This is a genomic window from Isoptericola sp. NPDC019693 (assembly GCF_044389085.1).
Lineage (GTDB): Bacteria > Actinomycetota > Actinomycetes > Actinomycetales > Cellulomonadaceae > Isoptericola.
This window is the reverse complement of record NZ_JBIRXP010000001.1, coordinates 200,215-219,804: the sequence shown is the minus strand read 5'-3', so window position 1 is coordinate 219,804 and position 19,590 is coordinate 200,215. Positions and strand designations below refer to the sequence as shown.

General features: G+C 75.9%; 21 protein-coding genes. 6 read left to right on the top strand and 15 right to left on the bottom strand.

The genetic code is table 11. The features are described from left to right. Window position 1 precedes the first annotated feature (1 nt). The 4 genes from ACH436_RS01030 to ACH436_RS01015 are packed head-to-tail and all read right to left on the bottom strand — an operon-like array spanning window position 2 to window position 5,031. Window positions 2–1,678, bottom strand: coding sequence for a phytoene desaturase family protein (locus tag ACH436_RS01030; protein WP_430558324.1), 1,677 nt, complete (start codon window positions 1,676–1,678; stop codon window positions 2–4). After that, the gene (locus ACH436_RS01025) at window positions 1,675–3,039 is read right to left on the bottom strand and encodes a dipeptidase (protein ID WP_430558323.1); all 1,365 of its coding nucleotides are present in this window, start codon (window positions 3,037–3,039) and stop codon (window positions 1,675–1,677) included. Before ACH436_RS01025 ends, ACH436_RS01030 begins: the two co-directional genes overlap by 4 nt. Further along, window positions 3,036–3,539: a hypothetical protein gene (locus ACH436_RS01020; RefSeq protein WP_430558322.1), complete on the bottom strand. Its 504-nt coding sequence runs from the start codon at window positions 3,537–3,539 to the stop codon at window positions 3,036–3,038. The genes ACH436_RS01025 and ACH436_RS01020 overlap by 4 nt, the downstream gene beginning before the upstream one ends. 1 nt (window position 3,540) lies before the next feature. Next, entirely contained in the window at window positions 3,541–5,031 is a 1,491-nt protein-coding gene (locus ACH436_RS01015; RefSeq protein WP_430558321.1) for an APC family permease, read from the bottom strand. A 136-nt stretch (window positions 5,032–5,167) separates the two neighbouring features. Here ACH436_RS01015 and ACH436_RS01010 point away from each other — a divergent pair, with 136 nt between their 5' ends. Then, complete coding sequence (locus tag ACH436_RS01010; protein ID WP_430558320.1) at window positions 5,168–6,106, top strand: NAD(P)-dependent oxidoreductase; 939 nt, start codon at window positions 5,168–5,170, stop codon at window positions 6,104–6,106. A 29-nt stretch (window positions 6,107–6,135) separates the two neighbouring features. Here ACH436_RS01010 and mutM read toward each other — a convergent pair whose 3' ends face one another. The 6 genes from mutM to coaD form a co-directional block, all read right to left on the bottom strand. Further along, on the bottom strand, window positions 6,136–7,089 hold the full coding sequence (mutM, locus tag ACH436_RS01005; RefSeq protein ID WP_430558319.1) for a bifunctional DNA-formamidopyrimidine glycosylase/DNA-(apurinic or apyrimidinic site) lyase: 954 nt from the start codon (window positions 7,087–7,089) through the stop codon (window positions 6,136–6,138). Then, window positions 7,082–7,822, bottom strand: a complete 741-nt coding sequence (gene rnc / locus ACH436_RS01000) for a ribonuclease III (RefSeq protein WP_430558318.1) — start codon at window positions 7,820–7,822, stop codon at window positions 7,082–7,084. Before rnc ends, mutM begins: the two co-directional genes overlap by 8 nt. A 1-nt stretch (window position 7,823) precedes the next feature. Next, the gene (gene rpmF / locus ACH436_RS00995; RefSeq protein ID WP_079574722.1) at window positions 7,824–8,018 is read right to left on the bottom strand and encodes a 50S ribosomal protein L32; all 195 of its coding nucleotides are present in this window, start codon (window positions 8,016–8,018) and stop codon (window positions 7,824–7,826) included. Window positions 8,019–8,020: 2 nt separating this feature from the next. Then, entirely contained in the window at window positions 8,021–8,572 is a 552-nt protein-coding gene (locus ACH436_RS00990) for a YceD family protein (RefSeq protein WP_430558317.1), read from the bottom strand. A 174-nt stretch (window positions 8,573–8,746) separates the two neighbouring features. Next, on the bottom strand, window positions 8,747–9,316 hold the full coding sequence (locus ACH436_RS00985) for a hypothetical protein (RefSeq protein ID WP_430558316.1): 570 nt from the start codon (window positions 9,314–9,316) through the stop codon (window positions 8,747–8,749). Between the two features lie 47 nt (window positions 9,317–9,363). Further along, window positions 9,364–9,849: a pantetheine-phosphate adenylyltransferase gene (coaD, locus tag ACH436_RS00980; protein ID WP_430558315.1), complete on the bottom strand. Its 486-nt coding sequence runs from the start codon at window positions 9,847–9,849 to the stop codon at window positions 9,364–9,366. 84 nt (window positions 9,850–9,933) lie between these two features. On the opposite strand from coaD, the gene ACH436_RS00975 reads away from it, so the two are divergent. Beyond that, window positions 9,934–10,734, top strand: a complete 801-nt coding sequence (locus ACH436_RS00975; RefSeq protein WP_430558314.1) for a hypothetical protein — start codon at window positions 9,934–9,936, stop codon at window positions 10,732–10,734. Here ACH436_RS00975 and rsmD read toward each other — a convergent pair. The 4 genes from rsmD to ACH436_RS00955 are packed head-to-tail and all read right to left on the bottom strand — an operon-like array spanning window position 10,683 to window position 16,393. Continuing rightward, the gene (gene rsmD / locus ACH436_RS00970; protein ID WP_430558313.1) at window positions 10,683–11,288 is read right to left on the bottom strand and encodes a 16S rRNA (guanine(966)-N(2))-methyltransferase RsmD; all 606 of its coding nucleotides are present in this window, start codon (window positions 11,286–11,288) and stop codon (window positions 10,683–10,685) included. The two genes, ACH436_RS00975 and rsmD, sit on opposite strands and share 52 nt — an antisense overlap. Window positions 11,289–11,311: 23 nt before the next feature. Further along, window positions 11,312–12,331 (bottom strand): endonuclease/exonuclease/phosphatase family protein, encoded by a 1,020-nt coding sequence (locus ACH436_RS00965; RefSeq protein ID WP_430558312.1) that lies wholly within the window; start codon window positions 12,329–12,331, stop codon window positions 11,312–11,314. Further along, window positions 12,324–14,582: an ATP-dependent DNA helicase RecG gene (locus ACH436_RS00960; RefSeq protein WP_430558311.1), complete on the bottom strand. Its 2,259-nt coding sequence runs from the start codon at window positions 14,580–14,582 to the stop codon at window positions 12,324–12,326. The genes ACH436_RS00965 and ACH436_RS00960 overlap by 8 nt, the downstream gene beginning before the upstream one ends. Further along, complete coding sequence (locus ACH436_RS00955; protein ID WP_430558310.1) at window positions 14,579–16,393, bottom strand: DAK2 domain-containing protein; 1,815 nt, start codon at window positions 16,391–16,393, stop codon at window positions 14,579–14,581. Before ACH436_RS00955 ends, ACH436_RS00960 begins: the two co-directional genes overlap by 4 nt. Window positions 16,394–16,553: 160 nt before the next feature. Here ACH436_RS00955 and rpmB point away from each other — a divergent pair, with 160 nt between their 5' ends. Both rpmB and ACH436_RS00945 read left to right on the top strand, forming a co-directional pair. Then, window positions 16,554–16,745, top strand: coding sequence for a 50S ribosomal protein L28 (gene rpmB / locus ACH436_RS00950; protein ID WP_069984843.1), 192 nt, complete (start codon window positions 16,554–16,556; stop codon window positions 16,743–16,745). Between the two features lie 241 nt (window positions 16,746–16,986). After that, window positions 16,987–17,505: a GNAT family N-acetyltransferase gene (locus ACH436_RS00945; protein ID WP_430558309.1), complete on the top strand. Its 519-nt coding sequence runs from the start codon at window positions 16,987–16,989 to the stop codon at window positions 17,503–17,505. A 12-nt stretch (window positions 17,506–17,517) separates the two neighbouring features. Here the strand turns inward: ACH436_RS00945 and ACH436_RS00940 are convergent, their stop codons facing one another. After that, window positions 17,518–18,570, bottom strand: coding sequence for a thiamine-phosphate kinase (locus ACH436_RS00940; protein ID WP_430558308.1), 1,053 nt, complete (start codon window positions 18,568–18,570; stop codon window positions 17,518–17,520). Window positions 18,571–18,623: 53 nt separating this feature from the next. Here ACH436_RS00940 and ACH436_RS00935 point away from each other — a divergent pair, with 53 nt between their 5' ends. Both ACH436_RS00935 and ACH436_RS00930 read left to right on the top strand, forming a co-directional pair. Beyond that, a complete protein-coding gene (locus ACH436_RS00935; RefSeq protein ID WP_430558307.1) occupies window positions 18,624–19,109 on the top strand; it encodes a DUF3515 family protein in 486 nt (161 codons plus the stop codon). Window positions 19,110–19,172: 63 nt separating this feature from the next. Continuing rightward, window positions 19,173–19,586 (top strand): VOC family protein, encoded by a 414-nt coding sequence (locus ACH436_RS00930; protein WP_430558306.1) that lies wholly within the window; start codon window positions 19,173–19,175, stop codon window positions 19,584–19,586. The last annotated feature ends 4 nt before the right edge of the window (window positions 19,587–19,590 follow it).

Here is a 19,590-nt window from a genome sequence, read left to right as displayed (position 1 = left end):
CCTACCGCGGTCCGCCGCTGCTCGAGGCACCCCGACCAGAGAGGCTCAGCGCGGCCATCGCCGCGGCGCGGCCCGGGACGCCGCTCACTCCCCCGCCGCGCCGCGCGCCCGCACCCGCGAGCAGCACCCGGGGGTGCACGGTCTCGACGCCCCAGGAGCCGGGCCGGTCGAGCCCGACGTCACCCGCGCCGCCGTCGTCGTCGGCACCGTCCGGTGCCCACGGCCACGACAGGTCACGGTGGAAGATGTGCCCGCCCGGCAGGCCGACGTCACCCTCCAGGTCCACCGGGGTGCGCGCCTCCAGGCAGGGCCGCCCGTCGGCGTCGCGCAGCAGCACGTCCTCCACCGGCTCGGCGAGCACCGAGTCCAGCGACGCGAGCGTCGCCGCGAGCGCCCGCTCCCGCGCGGCGTCGTGGGACGGGCCGTCGCCGCGGAACAGCCGCGCGGGCATGTGGAGACCGAACAGGGTGAGCGTCTGGGCGCCGGAGGCGCGCAGCCCGGGGCCGAGGATGCTCGGGTCGGTCAGGGAGTGGCAGTAGATCTCGCACGGCGGCACGTCGGGGACCTGCCCGGCGGCCGCCTGCGCGTGCGCCGCCCGGAGGGCGCCGAACGACTCGTTGACGTGGAACGTGCCACCGAACGCGGCGACCGGGTCGACACCCGTGCCGTCGTCGCTGCCGCGCAGCCGGGGCAGGCGGCGCAGCACGAGGTTCACCTTGAGCTGGGCGCCCTCGGGCCGCGCAGCCGTGGCCCGGCCCGACGGTGCGGCACCGGACGCCGCCAGCAGGCGGTCGAGCGTGTCCGGTGCCGCGCCGCACAGCACCGTCCCGGCCGCGACCTCGTGCTCGACTCCGTCGTCGTCGGTCCAGGCGACCAGGGCGCCGTCGCGCCCGCCGGGGTCGACGGTCGTGACGTCGGCGCCCGTGACGAGGGTCGCGCCGCCGCGGAGCGCCGCGTCCCGCAGCGCCCCCGAGACGGCGCCCATGCCGCCGACGGGCACGTCCCAGTCCCCCGTCCCGCCGCCGATCACGTGGTAGAGGTAGCAGCGGTTCTGCGCCAGCGAGCCCTCGTCGAGGTCCGCGAACGTGCCGATTAGCGCGTCGGTCGCGACGACGCCGCGCACGACGTCGGAGGCGAACCGCTCGCGCAGCGCCTCCCCCAGCGGACGCTCGACGACGTCGCGCCAGGTCGCGTCGTCGTCGACGAGCGCACGGGCCTCGGCACGCGACGGGAGCGGCTCGGTCAGCGTCGGGAAGAGGCGGCGCGCGAGGCGTCCCGTGGCGGCGTACCAGCGCATCCACGCCGCATGGTCGTCCGCCGCGCCGACCGCCGCGAACGACGCCCGGGTGGCGGCGTCGTCCCCGGTGTCGACGAGCAGGCCGGCGTCCCCCACGGGCGTGTAGGAGGAGTAGCGGCGGCGGCGCAGCGTGACCCGCAGGCGCAGCTCGTCCACGATGCGGCGCGGCAGGAGGGAGACGAGGTAGGAGTACCGCGACAGCCGCGCGTCGACTCCGGGGAACACCCGCGCCGACACGGCCGCCCCGCCCACGTGGTCGAGGCGCTCGAGCACCAGCACGGACCGCCCGGCCTGGGCCAGGTATGCCGCGGCGGTGAGCCCGTTGTGCCCGCCGCCCACCACGACGGCGTCGTAGCGGGCGGCGGCCGGGCGGCTGGTCATGCGCCGAGGCGGGCCAGGAACAGCGCCTCCCCGACCGCGAGGTTCTCGATCTCGCCAGGGTGCACGCTCTCGTTCGGGGCGTGGATGAGGCAGGCAGGCTCCTCCACACCGAGCAGCACGATCGCGGCGTCCGGGTACTGGCTCGCGAGGATGTTGCACAGCGGGATCGACCCGCCCTGCCCGGCCGTGACGGTGTCACGGCCGTAGGCGTCCGCGAGCGCCGCCTGCAGGGTGTCGAAGACGTGGCCGTCGGTGCGGGCGGCGAACGGCTGGCCCGGGGTGTCCCGCTCCACGGTGACGCGCACACCCCACGGCGCGTGCGCCTCGAGGTGCGCGGCCAGCCTGTCCTGCAGGTCGCGGGCGTCCGCGCCGGGCGGCACGCGCAGGTTGAGGCGGGCCGCGGCGCGCGGCTGGATCGCCGCCGCCGACCCGACGACGGACGGCGCGTCGATGCCGAGGATCGTCACGGCGGGTCGCGCCCAGAGCATGTCGGCGACGGCGCCGTCGCCGAGCAGCCGGGTGCCGGGGAGCGCCCCGGCGTCCGCGCGGAACTGGTCCGCGTCGTACCCGACGCCGGGCCAGGTGCCCGACGCGTCCACGCCGTCGATGGTGGTGTTGCCCTCGGCGTCGCGGAGCGAGGCCAGGATCGCGACCAGCGCCGCGAGCGCGTCCGGGGCGGCGCCGCCGAACATGCCGGAGTGGATCTCTCCCTCGAGCGCCTCGACGCGCACGACGAGGTTGGTGGCGCCGCGCAGGGACACCGTGAGCGTGGGCAGCCCGAGCGTGGCGTTGCCGGTGTCCTGGATGAGCATCGCGTCGGCGGCCAGGGCGCCCGGGTTGGCCTCGACCCACCCGTCGAGGCCGCCCGTGCCCTGCTCCTCCGAGCCCTCGATGACGATGCGCACACCGACCGGCAGGTCGTCCCCCACCAGCGACCGCAGCGCGCGCAGGGCCGTGAGGTGCGTGACGACGTTGCCCTTGCAGTCCGCCGCCCCGCGGCCGTAGAGCCGGCCGTCGCGCTCCGTGAGCTCGAACGGGGGCGTGGTCCACGCCGCGTCGTCGAGCGGCGGCTGCACGTCGTAGTGGGCGTACAGCAGCACGGTCGGCGCGCCGGGCGGGCCGGGGCGGTACCCGACGACGACGTCCGAGCCGTCGGGGGTGCGCTCGCGGCGGGCGTCGTCGATGCCCTCGGCGCGGAACGCGTCCACGACCCACTGCGCCGCGCGCTCGCACTCCTCGCGCGGGAAGAGCCGCTCGTCCGCGACGGACGGGATGGCGACGAGCGTGCGCAGGTCGTCCAGCGCGCGGGGCAGCAGCGGGGCGACGGCGGCGCGCACAGCCTCGACGTCGGGGGCGGTCATGGGGTCTCCTCGCTCGCGGGCTCGCGGGCCGGCTGGGTGGTGGTGTCGTCCAGGTGGAGGGAGTCGACGTACGCCTCGAACTCGTCGAGCTGGTCGGGGCAGTAGGTCTCGATCACGAGGCGGTCGCCCTCGAGACGGCGCTCGTCGAGCACGGACGGGCGGATGCCCGGCCCCGCGGCGCCGTTGGTGGACCCGAGGTTCGCGGTGGCGTCGACCAGCGCGGCCGGGTCGGTGCAGAATCCTCCGCCGTCGGACCCGAGCACGCGGGCGATCGTCTCCTCGGAGAAGGCGGTGATCCCGATCTCCGCGAACGCGGCGTGCAGCGTCGCGGCCTTCTGCTCGGCCTCGCGCTGGTCCTGCCGGTCCTGGTAGCCCGCGAACTGGACGACCATGATCGCGCCCAGCACCAGCAGCAGGAGGGCGGCGGCCGTGTAGGTGATCCAGCGGTGGCGGGCCGGCGCGCCAGGCTCCGGCTCGCGCGACGACGTCGTGGTGGTCATGTCACTCCCCCTCGTCCGTGTCCGCGGCGACGCCCGTCGACGGGTCCGCCGGCTGCCGCCACGACGGCTTGCGCAGCTTGAGGAACAGCCACGGGATCAGCAGGCCGATGACGCCGAGGCCGCCGCCGACGATGAGGACGTACACCCCCACCGAGCCGCTGGAGAACTGCGCGGGCGGCACGAAGCCGATGATCAGCGCGGCGACCGAGGCGAGGAAGCCGACCACGCACAGGACGCCGAGGGCGGGGGCGCGGTAGCCGCGCGGGTGGTCGGGCGCGGTGCGCCGCAGCCGCATCGCCGCCACGAACAGCAGCAGGTACATGATCAGGTACACCTGCGTGGTGATCACGGACAGGATCCAGTACGCGCTGGAGACGTCGGGGATGAACGCGTAGAGCAGGGCGATCACCGTGGTGAACACGCCCTGCGCCACGAGGATGTTCTGCTGCACGCCGTGCTTGTTGAGCCGCTGCAGGAAGGGCGGCATGTAGCCCTCCTCGCGCGCCACCGTGAGCAGCCCCTTGGACGGCCCGGCGAGCCAGGTGAGCATGCCGCCGATCGAGGCCGCGATGAGCATGAGCCCGAGGATCGGCGTCAGCCACGACACCCCGAAGTTGGCGAAGAACGCGTCGAAGGCCTGCATGACGCCCGCGGTCAGGGAGAGCTGGTCGGCCGGGATCACCCAGCTGATGGCGACCGCCGGGAGGATGAAGATGACCAGCACCAGCCCGATCGCGAGGAACATCGCGCGGGGGAACTCCTTGCCCGGGTTGCGCAGCGTGTTCACGTGCACGGAGTTCATCTCCATGCCCGCGTACGACAGGAAGTTGTTGACGATGAGCACGAGGGACGCGATGCCCGTCCACTGCGGCAGCAGGTGGCTCGAGTCCATGGGCGCCGCCGACGTGTTGCCCTGCCCGAGGAACACCATGCCCAGCACCACGAGGATCACGGCAGGGATCAGCGTGCCGATGATCAACCCGGCGCTCGACAGCCCCGCCACCGTCTTCGTGCCCTGGGACGACACCCACACCCCGGCCCAGTAGATGACGATGATGACGATCGCCACGTACACGCCGTTCGACGCCAGGGCCGGGTTGATGACGTACGCCAGCGTGCTGGCCACGTACCCGAGCAGGCTCGGGTAGTAGAAGATCGTCATCGCGAACTGGCACCACACGGCGAGGAAGCCGAGCGGCTTGGACAGCCCCTCCGCCACCCACCGGTACACGCCGCCCGACCAGCCGGACGCCAGCTCCGCCGAGACCAGCGACGTCGGCAGCAGGAACACCAGCGCAGGCACCACGTACAGGAAGACCGCCGCGAGCCCGTACACCGCCATCGTCGGCGCGGCCCGCAGGCTCGCCACCGACGACGTGATCATGAACGCGAGCGTGAGCCACGTGATGTAGTTGCGCGGCGTGCGCGCCGTCATCGCCTGCCGCACCTGCTCGCGGCTCGGCGGCGCCGTCCCCGTCCCCGACGTCGTCATGCCGACCTCCTCGACACCCGTGCCTCCCGGCGGACGCCGGCCTCTCGCACGATAAGAGGGCAGGTCACGAGGCGCACGGCGAACGGGACCGAACCACCCCGACACCGCCCGCCGACGGCTGCTACCGTCGCGAGGCGTGAAGCTCCTCGTGCCCGGCAACGTGCCCTTCGACCTGACGATCGACCTCCCCGGCGTGGAGGTGGCGCACTACGTGATGCGCGACCCGGTGCCCGAGGAGCACACGGACGCCGACGTCCTCGTCACCTGGTCCAGCCCGCAGCGGGTCTTGGAGGACGCCGCGCGCCGGATGACGAACCTGCACTGGGTGCAGACCCTCAACGCCGGCCCCGACCAGGCGCTCGCCGCCGGGTTCGCCCCCGAGGTCGTCATCTCCTCGGGGCGTTCCCTGCACGACGCGACGGTCGCCGAGCACACCCTCGCGCTCGTCCTCACCTCCGTGCGGCGCCTCGACCGCACGCTCGCCGCGCAGCACGAGCGGCGATGGGACCGCGAGCTCGGCAAGGAGCAGGCGAACCACGAGTCCTGGTTCACGCTGCACGAGGCGCGCGTCACGATCTGGGGCTTCGGGTCGATCGCCGCCGTCCTCGCGCCGCTCCTGGCGGCGCTCGGGGCGCGCGTGACCGGCGTCGCGTCGTCGGCGGGCGAGCGGTACGGCTTCCCCGTGGTCGACTCGATCGAGGAGGTCGCGCCCACCACCGACGTGCTGATCTCGCTGCTGCCCGCGACCGAGGCCACGCACCACGCCTTCGACGCGCGCGTGCTCGGCCTGCTGCCCGCGCACGCGCGGTTCGTCAACGCAGGCCGCGGGGCCACCGTGGACGAGGAGGCGCTGGTCGCCGCCCTGCGCGACGGCACCCTCGCCGGGGCCGCGCTGGACGTCACCGAGACGGAACCGCTGCCCGAGGACTCGCCGCTGTGGGACGCGCCGCACCTGATCCTCACGCCACACGTCGCCGGCGGGCGGCCGCAGGGCGCGGCCGACTTCGTCACCGAGCAGGTGCGGGCCTGGCTCGCCGACGGCGCGGCCGGCCTGCGCAACATCGTCGCGCGCTGAGGGTCGTCGCCGGAGGCCGGTCCGAGCTGCTACCAACGCCCGTTCCGGGGCCGCGGCTGGCAGACCGGGCACGTGTACGACGAGCGGTTCATGAACGCGTCGCGCCGGATCGGGGCGCCGCAGCGCGGGCACGGCTCTCCCTCGCGCCCGTAGGCGGCCAGGCCGCGGGCGAAGTACCCGGACTCGCCGTTGACGTTCACGTACAGCGCGTCGAAGCTCGTGCCGCCCTGGGACAGCGACTCGGCCATCACCTCGGCGGCGGCGTCGAGGGCGCGGCGCACCTCGGCCGCCCGCAGCCGGTCGGTGGCCCGCGCGAAGTGCAGCTTCGCGCGCCACAGCGCCTCGTCGGCGTAGATGTTCCCGACGCCGGACAGCAGCGTCTGGTCGAGCAGCGCCCGCTTGAGACCGGTGCGCCGGCGCCGGACCGCGGCCACGACCGCGTCGGCGTCGAACGCCGGGTCGAGCGGGTCGCGGCCGATGTGCGCCACCGGCTCCGGCACGGCCGCGAGCTCGCTGCCCAGGCCGCCGGGGGCGCCGTCGCCCGTCGGCTCCAGGTCCACGACGGACAGGTGCCCGAACGTGCGCTGGTCGACGAAGTCGAGGTACTCGGCGCCGCTCGGGGCGCCCGCGAGGTGCAGGCGGGCGCGCAGGTGCGGGTGCGCCCAGTCGCCCGCGACCGCCGGGTCGCGCACGAGGAGCTGGCCGGACATGCCGAGGTGCGCCAGCAGCGCGGCCGCGGGAGCGCCGTCGGCGGGGCCGGACGGGACGGCGTCCCCATCCTCGAGGGGCAGCCAGAGGAACTTGCCGCGGCGCACGGCGGCGGCCAGGCGCCGGCCGCGCAGCTGGTCGGCGAACCCCACGGGGCCGCCGTCGTGCCGCCGCACCGAGTAGTCGCGGAACACCTCGACGTCGCGCACGACGGCGCCCACGACCAGGCGGTCGAGGCCGTCGCGGACGGTCTCGACCTCGGGGAGCTCAGGCACCGGTGGCGTCGCCCGTGACGGCGCCGGGCACCGGCAGCTGCTGCAGGGCGCGGTACGCCTCCTCGGCGGCGGCCTGCTCGGCGTGCTTCTTCGCGGAGCCGGTGCCGAGGCCCAGCACCGGGCCGGCGGTCACCTGCGCGTGGAAGATGCGCGCGTGCTCGGGGCCCTCGCCCGTCACCTCGTACACGGGGGCGCCGAAGCCTCGGACGGCGGCGGCCTCCTGGAGCGACGTCTTCCAGTCGAGCCCCGCGCCGAGCCCGGCGGCGGCGTCGAGCGTGGCGTCCACGAGCCGGTGCACCAGCTCGCGCGCGGGCTCCAGGCCGTGGGACAGGTAGGTCGCGCCGATGAGCGCCTCCACCGTGTCGGACAGGATCGAGTCCTTGTCGAAGCCGCGGGTGCGCAGCTCGCCCTTGCCGAGCAGCACGTAGCTGCCGAGGTCGAGGCGGCGGGCGATCGCGGCCAGGGCGCGCTGGGACACCGTCGCCGCGCGCATCTTCGCCAGCTCGCCCTCGGACTGGTCGGGGTGACGCCGGTACAGCGCCTCCGTCACGACCAGCCCCAGCACGGTGTCGCCCAGGAACTCGAGCCGCTCGTTGGTCGGGATGCCCCCGGCCTCGTGCGCGAACGACCGGTGCGTCAGGGCAAGGACGAGAAGCTCGGGGTCCAGGTGGACCCCGAGCTTCTCGAGAAGAGCGGTCGGCTCCGGACGCTGCCGGTTGCCGGGTGCAGGCATGTCAGCCCGCGTGCTCGGTGCGCAGCGCCTCGGCGTACTGGCGGCCCTTGTAGGCACCGCAGGTGGGGCACGCGGCGTGGGACAGCTTCTGCCCCTTGCAGCTCGGGCACGTCGTGAGAACCGCCGCGGTGGTCTTCCACTGCGAACGGCGCGCACGGGTGTTGCTGCGCGACATCTTGCGCTTCGGAACAGCCACGGCTAGCTCTCTTTCGTCTCGTCGGACACGCTCGAATCGTCGAGCATGGTCTGCAGCGCCGACCACCGGGGGTCGACGAGGTCGTGATGGTGGTCCGGGTCGTCCGCCAGCCGCGCCCCGCAGACGGAGCACAGGCCGGGGCAGTCCGGACGGCACAGCGGTTGAAATGGTAGTGCAGTCACGAGCGAATCCCGAACCGCCGGCTCGATGTCGGCCTGGTCGTCGACCAGCACCGCCTCGTCCTCGGCGTCCTCGTCGCCCGACTCCTGGGCCGCCTGCGCCCTCTCGGGGTAGGCGAAGAGCTCCTGCACGCGCACCGTCACCTGCTGGGAGACCGGGTCGAGGCAGCGCACGCACTCCCCCACCGCCGTGCCGCGCACGACGCCGGACACCAGCACCCCCTCCATGACCGACTCGAGCCGCAGGCCCAGGGTCAGGTCGTCGCCCTCGGGCACGCCGATCACGGCGGTCCCCATGTCCGCGGGGGCGGGCACGACGCGCGCGACCTCCTCCATCGAACCGGGTCGCCGAGACAGCTCGTGCGTGTCGAGCACGAGCGGTGAGGGCTTCGCGGTGGCGATGGCAGGCTCCGATGAACAGGGGTGGACCCGACGGGCGGGAAGGGGTTCGGCCCGGACTCGGGCCAGCGACCTAGTCTAGGCCATCGAGGCGCCGCGGCGCAGCACGCCCCGGAGTGACGCGTCTCTCACGCCCGGTGGCGGCGCCGGTCAGGAACGCCGCCCCTGCGGCCAGCGCGGGTCGGCGACGGCGTCCCACCGCACCCGCGGGGTCCCCTGCTCGAGGCGCTCGGCCAGCTTCTCCCGCCCGGCGCGCACCTGGTTGGCCAGTGCGTCGAGGTCCTGCTGGAAGTCCGCCAGCCGCCCGTCGCAGTACGCGTCCGCGTCGGTGCGCAGCGCGGCCGCGCGGGCCTCCGCCTCGGCGACCACCTCCGCCGCGCGCGACTGCGCCTGCACGACGACCTGCTCGGACTGCACCAGCTCGATCGCGCGGGCGCGGGCAGCGGCCACGATCTCCTCCGCCTGGCGGTGCGCGTCGTCCAGGGTGTCGCGGGCGGAGGCGAGCACCTCGTCGGCGCGGGCCACCTGGGTGGGCAGCGCGTCGCGCAGCTCGTCGACGAGCGCGAGCGCCTGGTCGCGGTCCACCTTCACGTTGGTCGACAGCGGCACCGAGCGCGCGTTCTCGACCAGCGCGGCCAGGTCCTCCAGGATGTCCAGCAGGCCGCCGGCCGGGTTGTCCCCCTGCCCGGTCCCGGTCGTGGTCTCGGTCGTCTCGCTCATCCCCTGCTCCTTGCCCTGCTGCTCGGTCCGGCCCGTCGGCCCCTGCGTCATCTGCCGAGTGCTGCGCGTACCGCGTCCGCGACGCCGTGCGGCACCAGGTCGTCGATCGGCCCTCCGTACCGGGCCACGTCCTTGACCAGCGACGACGCGACGTGCGCGTACCGCTGCTCCCCCGGCACGAAGACCGTCTCGACCCCGGTGAGGTGGCGGTTCATGAGGGCCATCGGCAGCTCCGCGTCGAAGTCCGCGCCGCCGCGCAGGCCCTTGACCACCGCGACCGCCCCGAGCTCGCGGCAGAAGTCGACCAGCAGCCCGGGCACCACCTCGACCCGCACGTCGGCCGTCTCCGGGTCGGCCGCGAGGGCCGTCCGCGCCAGCTCGACGCGTTCCTCGGGGCCGAGGAGGGCGTTCTTGGCGGCGTTGCGGGCCACCCCGACCACCACGACGTCGAACATCCGGCGCGCGCGCCGCACGATGTCGAGGTGGCCGAGCGTGATCGGGTCGAACGACCCGGGGCAGACGGCGATGCTCACGCCGTCACGCTAGTACAGCGGTGCCGCGATCCCCGGGAACGTGGTCGGGGTGCCGCGACCCCGCGACCGGGCCACCCTGGGGGCATGAGCGACGACAGCGCGCCTCACCCCTCGCCCGCGGAACCGGCCGTGGTGCCGCTGACCGGGGCGGCACAGCTCGAGTCGCTGTGGCAGGACGTCCTGGTCCCCTCCTTCCCGCCCGACGAGCTCGCGTCGCCGGACGGCCTGCACGCCGGCATCGGCTCCGGGGAGCTCACGGCCTACGGCGTGGAGCAGGACGGTCGGGTGGTCGCCGGCATCGTGGCCACGTGGTCGCGGGCCACGCGCGTGCTGCTCGTGGACTACCTCGCGCTGGCGCCCGGCCGGCGTGGCGGCGGCGTGGGCGGGCGCCTGCTGGACCGGTCGCTCGCGGGGTGGCGCGAGGAGCTGCATCCCGTGCTCGCCCTGGCGGAGGTCGAGCACCCCGGCCACCACCCCGTCCACCCGACGCACGGGGACCCGGCGGCGCGGCTGCGCTTCTACGCCCGGCACGGCGCGCGAGCCCTCGCCCTGCCGTACTTCCAGCCGGGTATCGGAGGCCCGGGGTCCCCGCGGGTCCCGGCGATGCTGCTGACGGCTCTCGGCACGGACCCCGGTGCGGAGGCGGTGCCGGCCGCCGCCGTGCGCGACTTCCTCCTCGAGCACCTGCGCGAGTGCGAGGGCACCGTCGCCGACGACCCGGCGGTCGGGCGGCTGCTCGCCGCGGCGTCCGGGCCGCGGGTGCCGCTCGTCGACCCGGCGGACCCGGCAGCGCTGGCCGCCGTGCCGGTCGCGGTCCTCGAGGGGGCGGAGCGCTACGCGCCGGCGGTCCCCACCGGTGCGCCGGGCTCCGCCGGCTCGGCGTAGTGCACGGCCGTCTCCCCGTAGTCCTTGCGGGCGAACGCCTCGAGCCCCGCGGGCCAGTCGGGCTCGGGGCTGCGGGTGGACCGCTCCACCACGACGACGGCGCCCGCGGCCAGCACCCCGGGTGCGGCCAGGTGTGCCAGGACCGTCGCGAGCGCCTCCTCGGCCAGGTCGTACGGCGGGTCGAGGAAGACGACGTCGAACCCGGGCGAGCCGGCCGCCCCGGCGGATGGTGAGCTCGCGAACCGCTCCGCGGAGTCGGCGAGGACCCGCACCTCGCGCTGGAGCCCCAGGGTCGCCACGTTGCGACGGGCCACGTCCGCCGCCCGGCGGTTCGCGTCCACCAGGACGACCTCGGCGGCGCCGCGGCTCGCGGCCTCCAGGCCCAGCGCACCGGACCCGGCGTACAGGTCGAGCACCCGCGCGCCGTCCAGCACGTCGAGGTGGTCCAGCCGGGAGAAGATCGCCTCGCGGACCCGGTCGCTGGTGGGACGCGTGCCCTTCGGCGGCACCTGCAGCGAGCGCCCGCCGAACCGGCCGGCCACGATCCTCGTCATGGCGCCGAGCGTATCCGCCCCGCTCACCCCCGCGGCAGCGCGACCTCGGCGGCGACCGGCAGATGGTCGCTCGCCGTCCGCCCGAGGGTCGCCACCCGCTCGACGCTCGCCCCGCGGGCGAGGACGTGGTCGATCCGGACGACCGGTGCGGACGCGGGGAAGGTGAAACCGAAGGTCTGCCGGCGCCCGGCCACCTCGGCGACGACCGGCGCGAGCGCCCGGTCGTCGAGGGCCGTGTTGAGGTCGCCCGCCACCAGCACGACCGGGGAGTCGTCGGCCGCCAGCTCGGCCCCCAGCCGGGCGATGCTCTCGTCGCGTGCCGCGGTGCCCAGACCTGCGGGACCCAGCCGCACGGACGGCAGGTGCACCGCGTACAGCCGCACACCCCCGTGCGCCGGGGCGTCCACCGTGACGCGCAGGCCCCGGTCCCAGGACGGGTCGACCCCCGCGGGTCTCAGGTCGACCGGTGCGGCCCCGCCCAACGGGTGCCGCGACCACACCCCGACCGTCCCCTGCACCGCCTGGTGCGGCAGCTCGTCCCCGAACGCCTCGGTGAACGCCGCGGCGAGCGGCGGGGTCACCTCGACGAGGGTGACGACGTCGGGCTCTGGCGCGAGCAGGACGGCGGCGGTCCCGGCGGGGTCCGCGTTGGTGTCCCCGACGTTGTGCTGCACGACCACGAGCTGCCCGCCGCCCGGCCCGGGCTGGACGCCGAGCGGCAGCGGCACGCACACCACCACCCAGGTCACGGCGAGGGCGGTCGCCGCGGCCGCAGCCGTCACCGAACGGCGCACCGCCGCGCCGACGAGCAGCACCGGCACCGCCAGCCCGAGCCAGGGCAGGAAGGTCGCGACCAGGCTGGCCAGCCCGCCGACGTCAGGCAACCACCGGTGCCCGACCAGGAGGCAGCCCGCCAGGACCGCGAGGGCGGTGAGCACCCGCCCGCGCCGCGACGCCGTGCCGGGGCGGTCCGAGGGGGCCGCGTGCTTCGCGCGGGCGCTCGGCCACCGGACCCTCGCCGATCGGGCGCGAGGATCAGGCACGCTCGAGGAACTCCTCCTGCTCGTCGTCCAGCTGGGCCTCGATCGCCGCGCGCAGCTCGGGGTGGGAGCCCAGCTCGAGGTCGGCGTCGACGAGGGCCGTGGCCTCGCGCCGCGCGTCGGCGATGAGGTCGGCGTCCTGCACGACGCGCAGCAGGCGCAGGGAGCTGGAGCGGCCGGACTGGGCGGCCCCGAGCACGTCGCCCTCGGAGCGCAGCTCGAGGTCCAGGGTGGCGAGCCGGAAGCCGTCGGTGGTCTCCGCGAGCGCCTCGACCCGCGTCGCGGCGGGGGTGCCGGGCTGCGCCGTGGAGACCAGGAGGCACAGGCCCGGCGCGGAGCCTCGCCCGACGCGGCCGCGCAGCTGGTGCAGCTGGGACAGCCCGAACCGGTCCGCGTCGAAGACGACCATCACCGTGGCCTCGGGCACGTCCACGCCCACCTCGATCACGGTGGTGGAGACCAGCACCTGCAGGTCGCCCGCCGCGAACCGTGCCATCGCGGACTCCTTGTCCGCGGGCGTCATCTGGCCGTGCAGCACGCCGACGTCGAGGCCGGCGAGCGCGGGCGTCTCGCGCAGCATGTCCGCCACCTCCAGCACCGCGCGCAGGGGCGGGCGGTCGCTCGCTCCTGCGGCGTCGCCGTCCATGAGCTCGAGCAGGTCGGGGACGTCGTCGAAGTCCTTGGCCGCGGCGCCGCCGCCCGCCGGGAGGTCCTCGTCGGGGTGGATCCGCGGGCACACGACGTACGCGCGGTGGCCCTTGTCGACCTCCTCGCGCACGCGCGACCAGGTGCGCTCCATCCACCGCGGGTTCCCGGCGGGCACCACGTGCGACGTGATCCCCGCGCGGCCGGCGGGCACCTGGGTCAGCGACGACGTCTCGAGGTCGCCGAACACCGTCATCGCGACCGTGCGCGGGATGGGCGTGGCCGTCATGACGAGCACGTGGGGCGCGACCCGTCCCTTGGCGCGCAGCGCGTCCCGTTGCTCGACGCCGAACCGGTGCTGCTCGTCGACGACGACGAGGCCCAGGTCGGCGAACTGCACCTGGTCGCCCAGCAGGGCGTGGGTGCCCACGACGATCCCTGCCTCTCCGCCGGCCGCCTGCAGCAGCGCCTCCTTGCGGGCCGCGGCACCGAGCGAGCCGGTGAGCAGCGCCACCCGCGTGCCGTGCGCGGCCCCGCCGAGCAGCCCGCCCTCGGCGAGCGGCCCGAGCAGGGCCCGCAGGGTGCGGGCGTGCTGCGCCGCGAGCACCTCGGTGGGCGCGAGCAGCGCGGCCTGGCCGCCGGCGTCGACCACCTGGAGCATCGCCCGCAGCGCCACGACGGTCTTGCCCGAGCCGACCTCGCCCTGCAGCAGCCGCTGCATCGGGCGGGCCTGGGCGAGCTCGTGCGCCAGGTCCTCGCCCACGGAGCGCTGCCCGTCGGTGAGGGTGAAGGGCAGAGCCTCGTCGAAGTCGGCGAGCAGGCTCGGTTCCCCCGGCCCGCGCAGAGGACGCGCGGTGGCCTCCTGCTCGGCCGCGTGCGCACGGCGCTGCGCGAGCGCGGCCTGCAGCACGAAGGCTTCCTCGAAGCGGAACCGGTGGCGCGCCCGCTGCCACGCGTCCTGGTCGACCGGGTGGTGGATCGCACGCAGGGCGTCGAGCCGCGACGGCAGCCCGTGCCGGGCCCGGACCTCGGGCGGGACCGGGTCCTCCACGTCGCCCTCGGTGAGCGGGTCGAGCACCGTCCGCACCGCCCGCTGGATGCGCCAGGAGGGCACCGACGATGACGCGGGGTAGATGGGGATGGGGCGGCTCGCCTCGAACATCGCCTCCTCGGCGTCGTCGGCGTCGACGCCCACGAGGACGTAGTCGGGGTGGGTGAGCTGGCGGGTGCCGCGGTACTCGCTGACCACGCCGGTGAACAGGCCCACCCGCCCGGGCCGCAGCTTGTCCTCGTGCGGCCGCAGCGCGCCCGCGCGCTTGGCGAAGAAGGTCAGCGCCAGCTCGTGGCGGCCGTCCGTGACGACCGCCTGGAGCATGGCGCCCGCGCGCGAGCGCATCGTCCGGACCGTCGCGCGCGCCACCCGGGCCATCACGGTGACGTGCTCGCCGAGCGCCAGCCGGTCCATGTCCGTGAGCGTGCCGGGGTCGCCGTACCGGCGCGGGTAGTGACGCAGCAGGTCCCCGACCGTGACCAGGTCGAGCTTGGCCAACGGTCCCGCGCTGCGGGCCCCGAGCACCCGGGTCAGCGCCTCGCCCTCGCGCCCGGTCACGCGGGACCCCCTGCCTCGGCGGCGAGCGGCTCGACCCCGACGGCCACGTGGTCGCCGGGGCGTCCCGTGCGCATCACGACGACGTCCGCACCGTCGGACACCGCGGCGGCCCGCGAGGCCAGCACCTGCACGGTGGCGTCCGGGACGCCGTCGTCGGGCAGCAGCGTGACGATCGCGGTCGGTGTGCCGGCCACGAGCCGCTTGACGATCGCGCCGACCGTGACGGCCGGACCGCCGCCGACCCGCAGCCCGGCGACCACCGCGCCGACCGCGGCGGAGACGTCGGCGTCCTGCTCCCCCGGGTCGTCGAGCGTGGCCGCCAGCGCCGACATCCCCGCCACGAGGTGCAGGTCACCGGGCGCGACGACGCGCACGACCTCCGGGGCGGCGTCCGGGCCGTCCTGGGGCCCCGCGACGACGTCGGCGCCGGCGACGTCCTGCTGCAGCGCCTCGGGCGCGAGGACGAGCACGTGCGGCGCTCCCGCGCCGAAGGCCGCGGCGGCGAGGTCGTCGGCGGTCGGCGGGACGTCCAGGTCCAGCACCACGACGGCTCCCCCGCGCGCCAGCTCGGCCGCCAGCGTCGGCGCCGACGTCGTCACCACCACGGCCCAGCGGTCCGGCGGCACGGCGAGGTGACGGACCGAGACCCGCGACACGGCGCCCCGGGCCGCCCATCGGCGCGCCACGCCGAGGGCCGCGTCGAGGTCCGCGGTGTGCACGTGGGCCTGCCAGAGCGCGCGGGCGTCGTCCGCGCCGCCCTCGGCACCACCGCCCACCACGACGACGGAGCTCCCGACGTCGTCCAGATCGGCCCGCAGCGCGTCCGCCACCGCCCCGGGGCTGAAGTCCTCGGCGACGGCGGAGCGCTCCAGCACGAACATGAGCTCGACGTCGTCGCCCGCGTCCCCGTCGTGCCGGTGGCCGTGGGGGCTCGCCACGGCGGCACGGCTCGGCCCCTGTCCTCCCGAGGCGTGGGCGACCGCGCCGTCCTCCGGGGCGGCGGGCGTGGCGTGGCCGCGCAGGTCGATGTCCAGCAGCACGGGCTCGATGCTGCCGTCCGCCTCCGACACCCCGTCGCGCTCCCCGTCCGGCTCGTCCCCTCCCGGCACCTGCCTCGCGGGCGCCTGCCCCTGCGGCGCGTCCCGCTCCGACCCGCCTCCCTTCGACACACCCCGCTCCGACACGGCCCGCTGCGCCGCGGCCAGCGACCGCAGCACGAGCACCAGGCCGCAGGCACCGGCGTCGAGCACGCCCGCCGCACGGAGCTGCTCCAGCGCGCCCACGCTGCGCAGCGCCGCCTCCCGGGCCCCGCGACAGGCCGCGTCGGTCGTGGACAGCCGCGCCGGGGCGCCGGCCGGCCCGACCATCCCGCCGGCCTCCGCGTGCCGGGCCGCCGCCGCGGCGGACTCCGCCGCCGTGAGGATCGTGCCGGGCGCGGGGTGCGCGACGGCACGGCGCGCGGTCCGGGCGGCGACGTCGAGCGCGATGGCGAGGCTGTCGCCGCGCGTCGCCGCGACCGTGAGGCCGCGCAGCCACTCGCTGAGGATCACCCCGGAGTTGCCGCGCGCGCCGAGCAGCGCGGCCCGTGCCGCCAGCCGGAGCAGCCGCGCCCCGCCGGCGTCGGCGGGCGCGGCGCGGACCGCGGCGGCGGCGTCACGGATCGTGAGGTACATGTTGGTGCCGGTGTCGCCGTCGGCGACGGGGAAGACGTTCACGCGGTCGATCTCGGCGCGGGCCTCGGCGAGGGCCCGGGCGGCGGTGCTCACCCAGGCACGGACGACGGCGGCGTCGAGAAGCTCGGGCTGCTGCACGCCCCCCACGGTAGCGGTGAGACACCCCACGTTGAGGGGCACTCCCTGCATCGGCTATCCTCGTGTGGTTGCCCGGCCAGTTCCGGGCTCCCCCACTTACCAAGCTTCACGTCCTGCTGCCCTGGCGCGCGGGTCGTGTCACGACGATTCAGGAGAGACCGTGGCTGCCAACTGCGACGTCTGCGGCAAGGGCCCGGGCTTCGGGCACAGCATCTCGCACTCCCACATCCGCACGAAGCGCCGCTGGAACCCGAACATCCAGCGCGTCCGTGCCGTGGTCGCGGGCACCCCCAAGCGTGTGAACGTCTGCACCTCCTGCCTCAAGGCGGGCAAGGTCACGCGCCAGGCCTGAGCCTGCGCACCGGGTTCGCCCCGGTGCATCGACGCTTTCACGAGACGCCCGTCGGGATCTTCCCGGCGGGCGTCTCGTCGTCGTCTCGCCCGCCGCCGGCCCCTCGCTGACCCGTCGCTGGACCCGTCGCCGGGCCCTCGTGCTGTCGCGCACCGGTCGCCCGCGGACACCGGCAAAGAATTCGTGAAGGATTCACCAAACTGCCTTGGCCGAGGCGGTCGCGACGTGGCACCCTGAGCAGATGATCGTGCAGACGGACAGCGACGTGGAGATCCGGCCCGCCGCGGTGACGGACGCCGGGCGGATCGCCCAGGTGCACCTCATCTCGTGGAAGGGCGCCTACGCCAGCGTGCTGCCGGCCGAGTACCTCGACTCCCTCGACGCCACCGAGCGCGCCGCCCAGTGGCAGCAGATCCTGGACGAGGGCACCCGCACCACGCTCGTCGCCGAGGGTGACGGACGCCTGCTGGGCTTCGCGAGCTACGGCCCGTCCCGCGACGAGGACGCCGAGGACGGCGACCTCGAGCTCTACGCGATCTACCTCGACCCCGAGGCGTGGGGGCGTGGCGTGGCCCGCGACCTCATGCGCACCGTGCTCGCCGACGTCCCCGACGGCGTGCCCATGTCGCTGTGGGTGCTCGCGCAGAACGAGCGCGCCCAGCACTTCTACCGCCGCCACGGCTTCCAGGCCGACGGCGTCGAGCGCATGGACGACATCGGCGACACGCCCGTCACCGAGGTGCGCTACCGGCGCGGCTGACGGGTCCGCCCCTCAGCCGGCGAAGTGGTCCCAGCCGCCGCTGACGCCCGGCTCCGCGCCGTCGACGCTGACACCGACGGGCCCGGGCAGCACGCGGCCCACGCGTCGGAACCCCGCCGGCAGCTCGACCCCGGGCGGGAACGCGGCGAGCAGGCCGTGGTCCTCTCCCCCGGTGAGCACCCATCCCCGCGCAGCACCGACCGCGCTCCCGATCCCGCCGTCGGTGCCGCCGGCGCCGTCAGTGCCGAGGCCCAGCGCCCGGGCGGCGGGCAGGAGCCGCTCGACGTCGCCCGCCAGGGCCGCCGTCTCGACGTCCACGCCGACCCCGCTCGCGCGAGCCATCCGGCCCGCGTCGCGCAGCAGCCCGTCCGAGACGTCGAGCATCGCGGTGGCGCCCGCCAGGGCCGCGGCCGGGCCGGCGGCGAGCGGCGCCACCGGCCGCAGGTAGCCGGCGACGCACGCCCCCACGCCCGCCACGTCGTCGACGGTCGTCGCGTCCTCGGGGCCGGCCGCACCGGCGTCGAGCAGCGCGAGGCCCGCCGCCGACAGCCCCCGGTGCCCCGCGTAGGCCAGCACGTCCCCGGGCTGCGCGCCGCCACGCGTCACCGGTGCCCGCCCCTCCAGGTCGCCGTGCGCCGTGACGGCCACGACCACGGCCTCGCCGCCCGACAGGTCCCCGCCGACGACCCCGGCCCCGGCCGGCGCCGAGACGTCCGCCAGCCCGCGGGCCAGCCCGGTCACCCAGTCGACCGGCAGGTCCCCCGGCACCACGAGCGAGACGACCAGGGAGGTCGGTCGTGCGCCCATCGCCGCGACGTCCGCGAGGTTCGCCGTCGCCGCCCGGGCGCCCACGTCGTACCCGTCCGACCAGCGGCGGCGGAAGTGCCGGTCCTCGACCAGCACGTCCGTCGTGACGACGAACCGCGCGTCCGGGGCCGCGACCACCGCGGCGTCGTCGCCGGGGCCGAGGAGGGTCGCCGACGCGGCAGGCAGGAGGGGGAAGATGCGGGCGAGCAGGTCCTCCTCGGACAGGTCGTGCACGAGGGGGCGGGTGGCGTCGGTCACGGGGACGACTGTAGGCGGTCGAGGGCCGGGTCCCGGCCGGTAGCGTGGGAGCCGTGCCCCGCCGTGCCCTGATGCCCTCCCCTGCCGCCCGCGCCGTCGCGCTGGGAGCCCTCGTCGTCCCGCTGGCGGCCTGCGCCACGACCATCGGCGCGACGCCCGCCGAGGACGCCGCGAACCCGGACTGCGCACCCGTCATGCTCGCGCTCCCCGACGTGCTCGCCGGCGACCTCGACAAGGCCAGCACCAACGCCCAGGCCACGGCCGCCTGGGGCGAGCCGGGAGCCGCGGTGACCCTGCGCTGCGGCGTCACCCCGCCGGGGCCGTCCCCCGACTGCCAGCGGGTCGAGTCGGCAGCGGGTGCCGTCGACTGGATCGTCGAGGCCGGCGAGGACGGCACCTGGCGGTTCACCACCTACGGCCGCGAGCCGGCCGTCGAGGTCGTGGTGCCGCCGTCGGTCACCGCGAACCACTCGACGTCGTTCGTCGGCGACCTCGCGCAGGCCGTGGGCAACGTGCCGGCCACCGCGGAGTGCACCTGAGAGGACCCCGGCACCGCCGCGACCACCCGAGCGCGTGTCGGCCGGTCGTGGCACGGTGACGGGATGGACCAGCGCCTGAGCCTCGTCACCCTCGTCGTCACCGACCTCGCCGCCACGCGGCGCTTCTACGTCGACGGCCTGGGCTGGGAACCGCTGGTCGAGGCGCCCGGCGAGGTGCTGATGTTCCAGGTGGGGCAGCACGTCGTGCTGTCCATGTGGGACGAGGGGCACGCCACCGAGGAGATCGGGCCGGTGGTGCGCGGCGGCACGGCACCGCTCACGCTCGCGCACAACGTCGCGGGCCCGGCCGAGGTGGACACCGTCCTGGAGCACGCGCGCCGGGCCGGCGCACCGAGCGTCCGCGACGGCGTGCGGCGCGAGTGGGGCGGCTACTCCGGCTACTTCACCGACCCCGACGGGTTCCTGTGGGAGGTCGCGCACGCGCCCGGCGCGCTCGGCGAGCTGGTCGTGCCCTGACGGC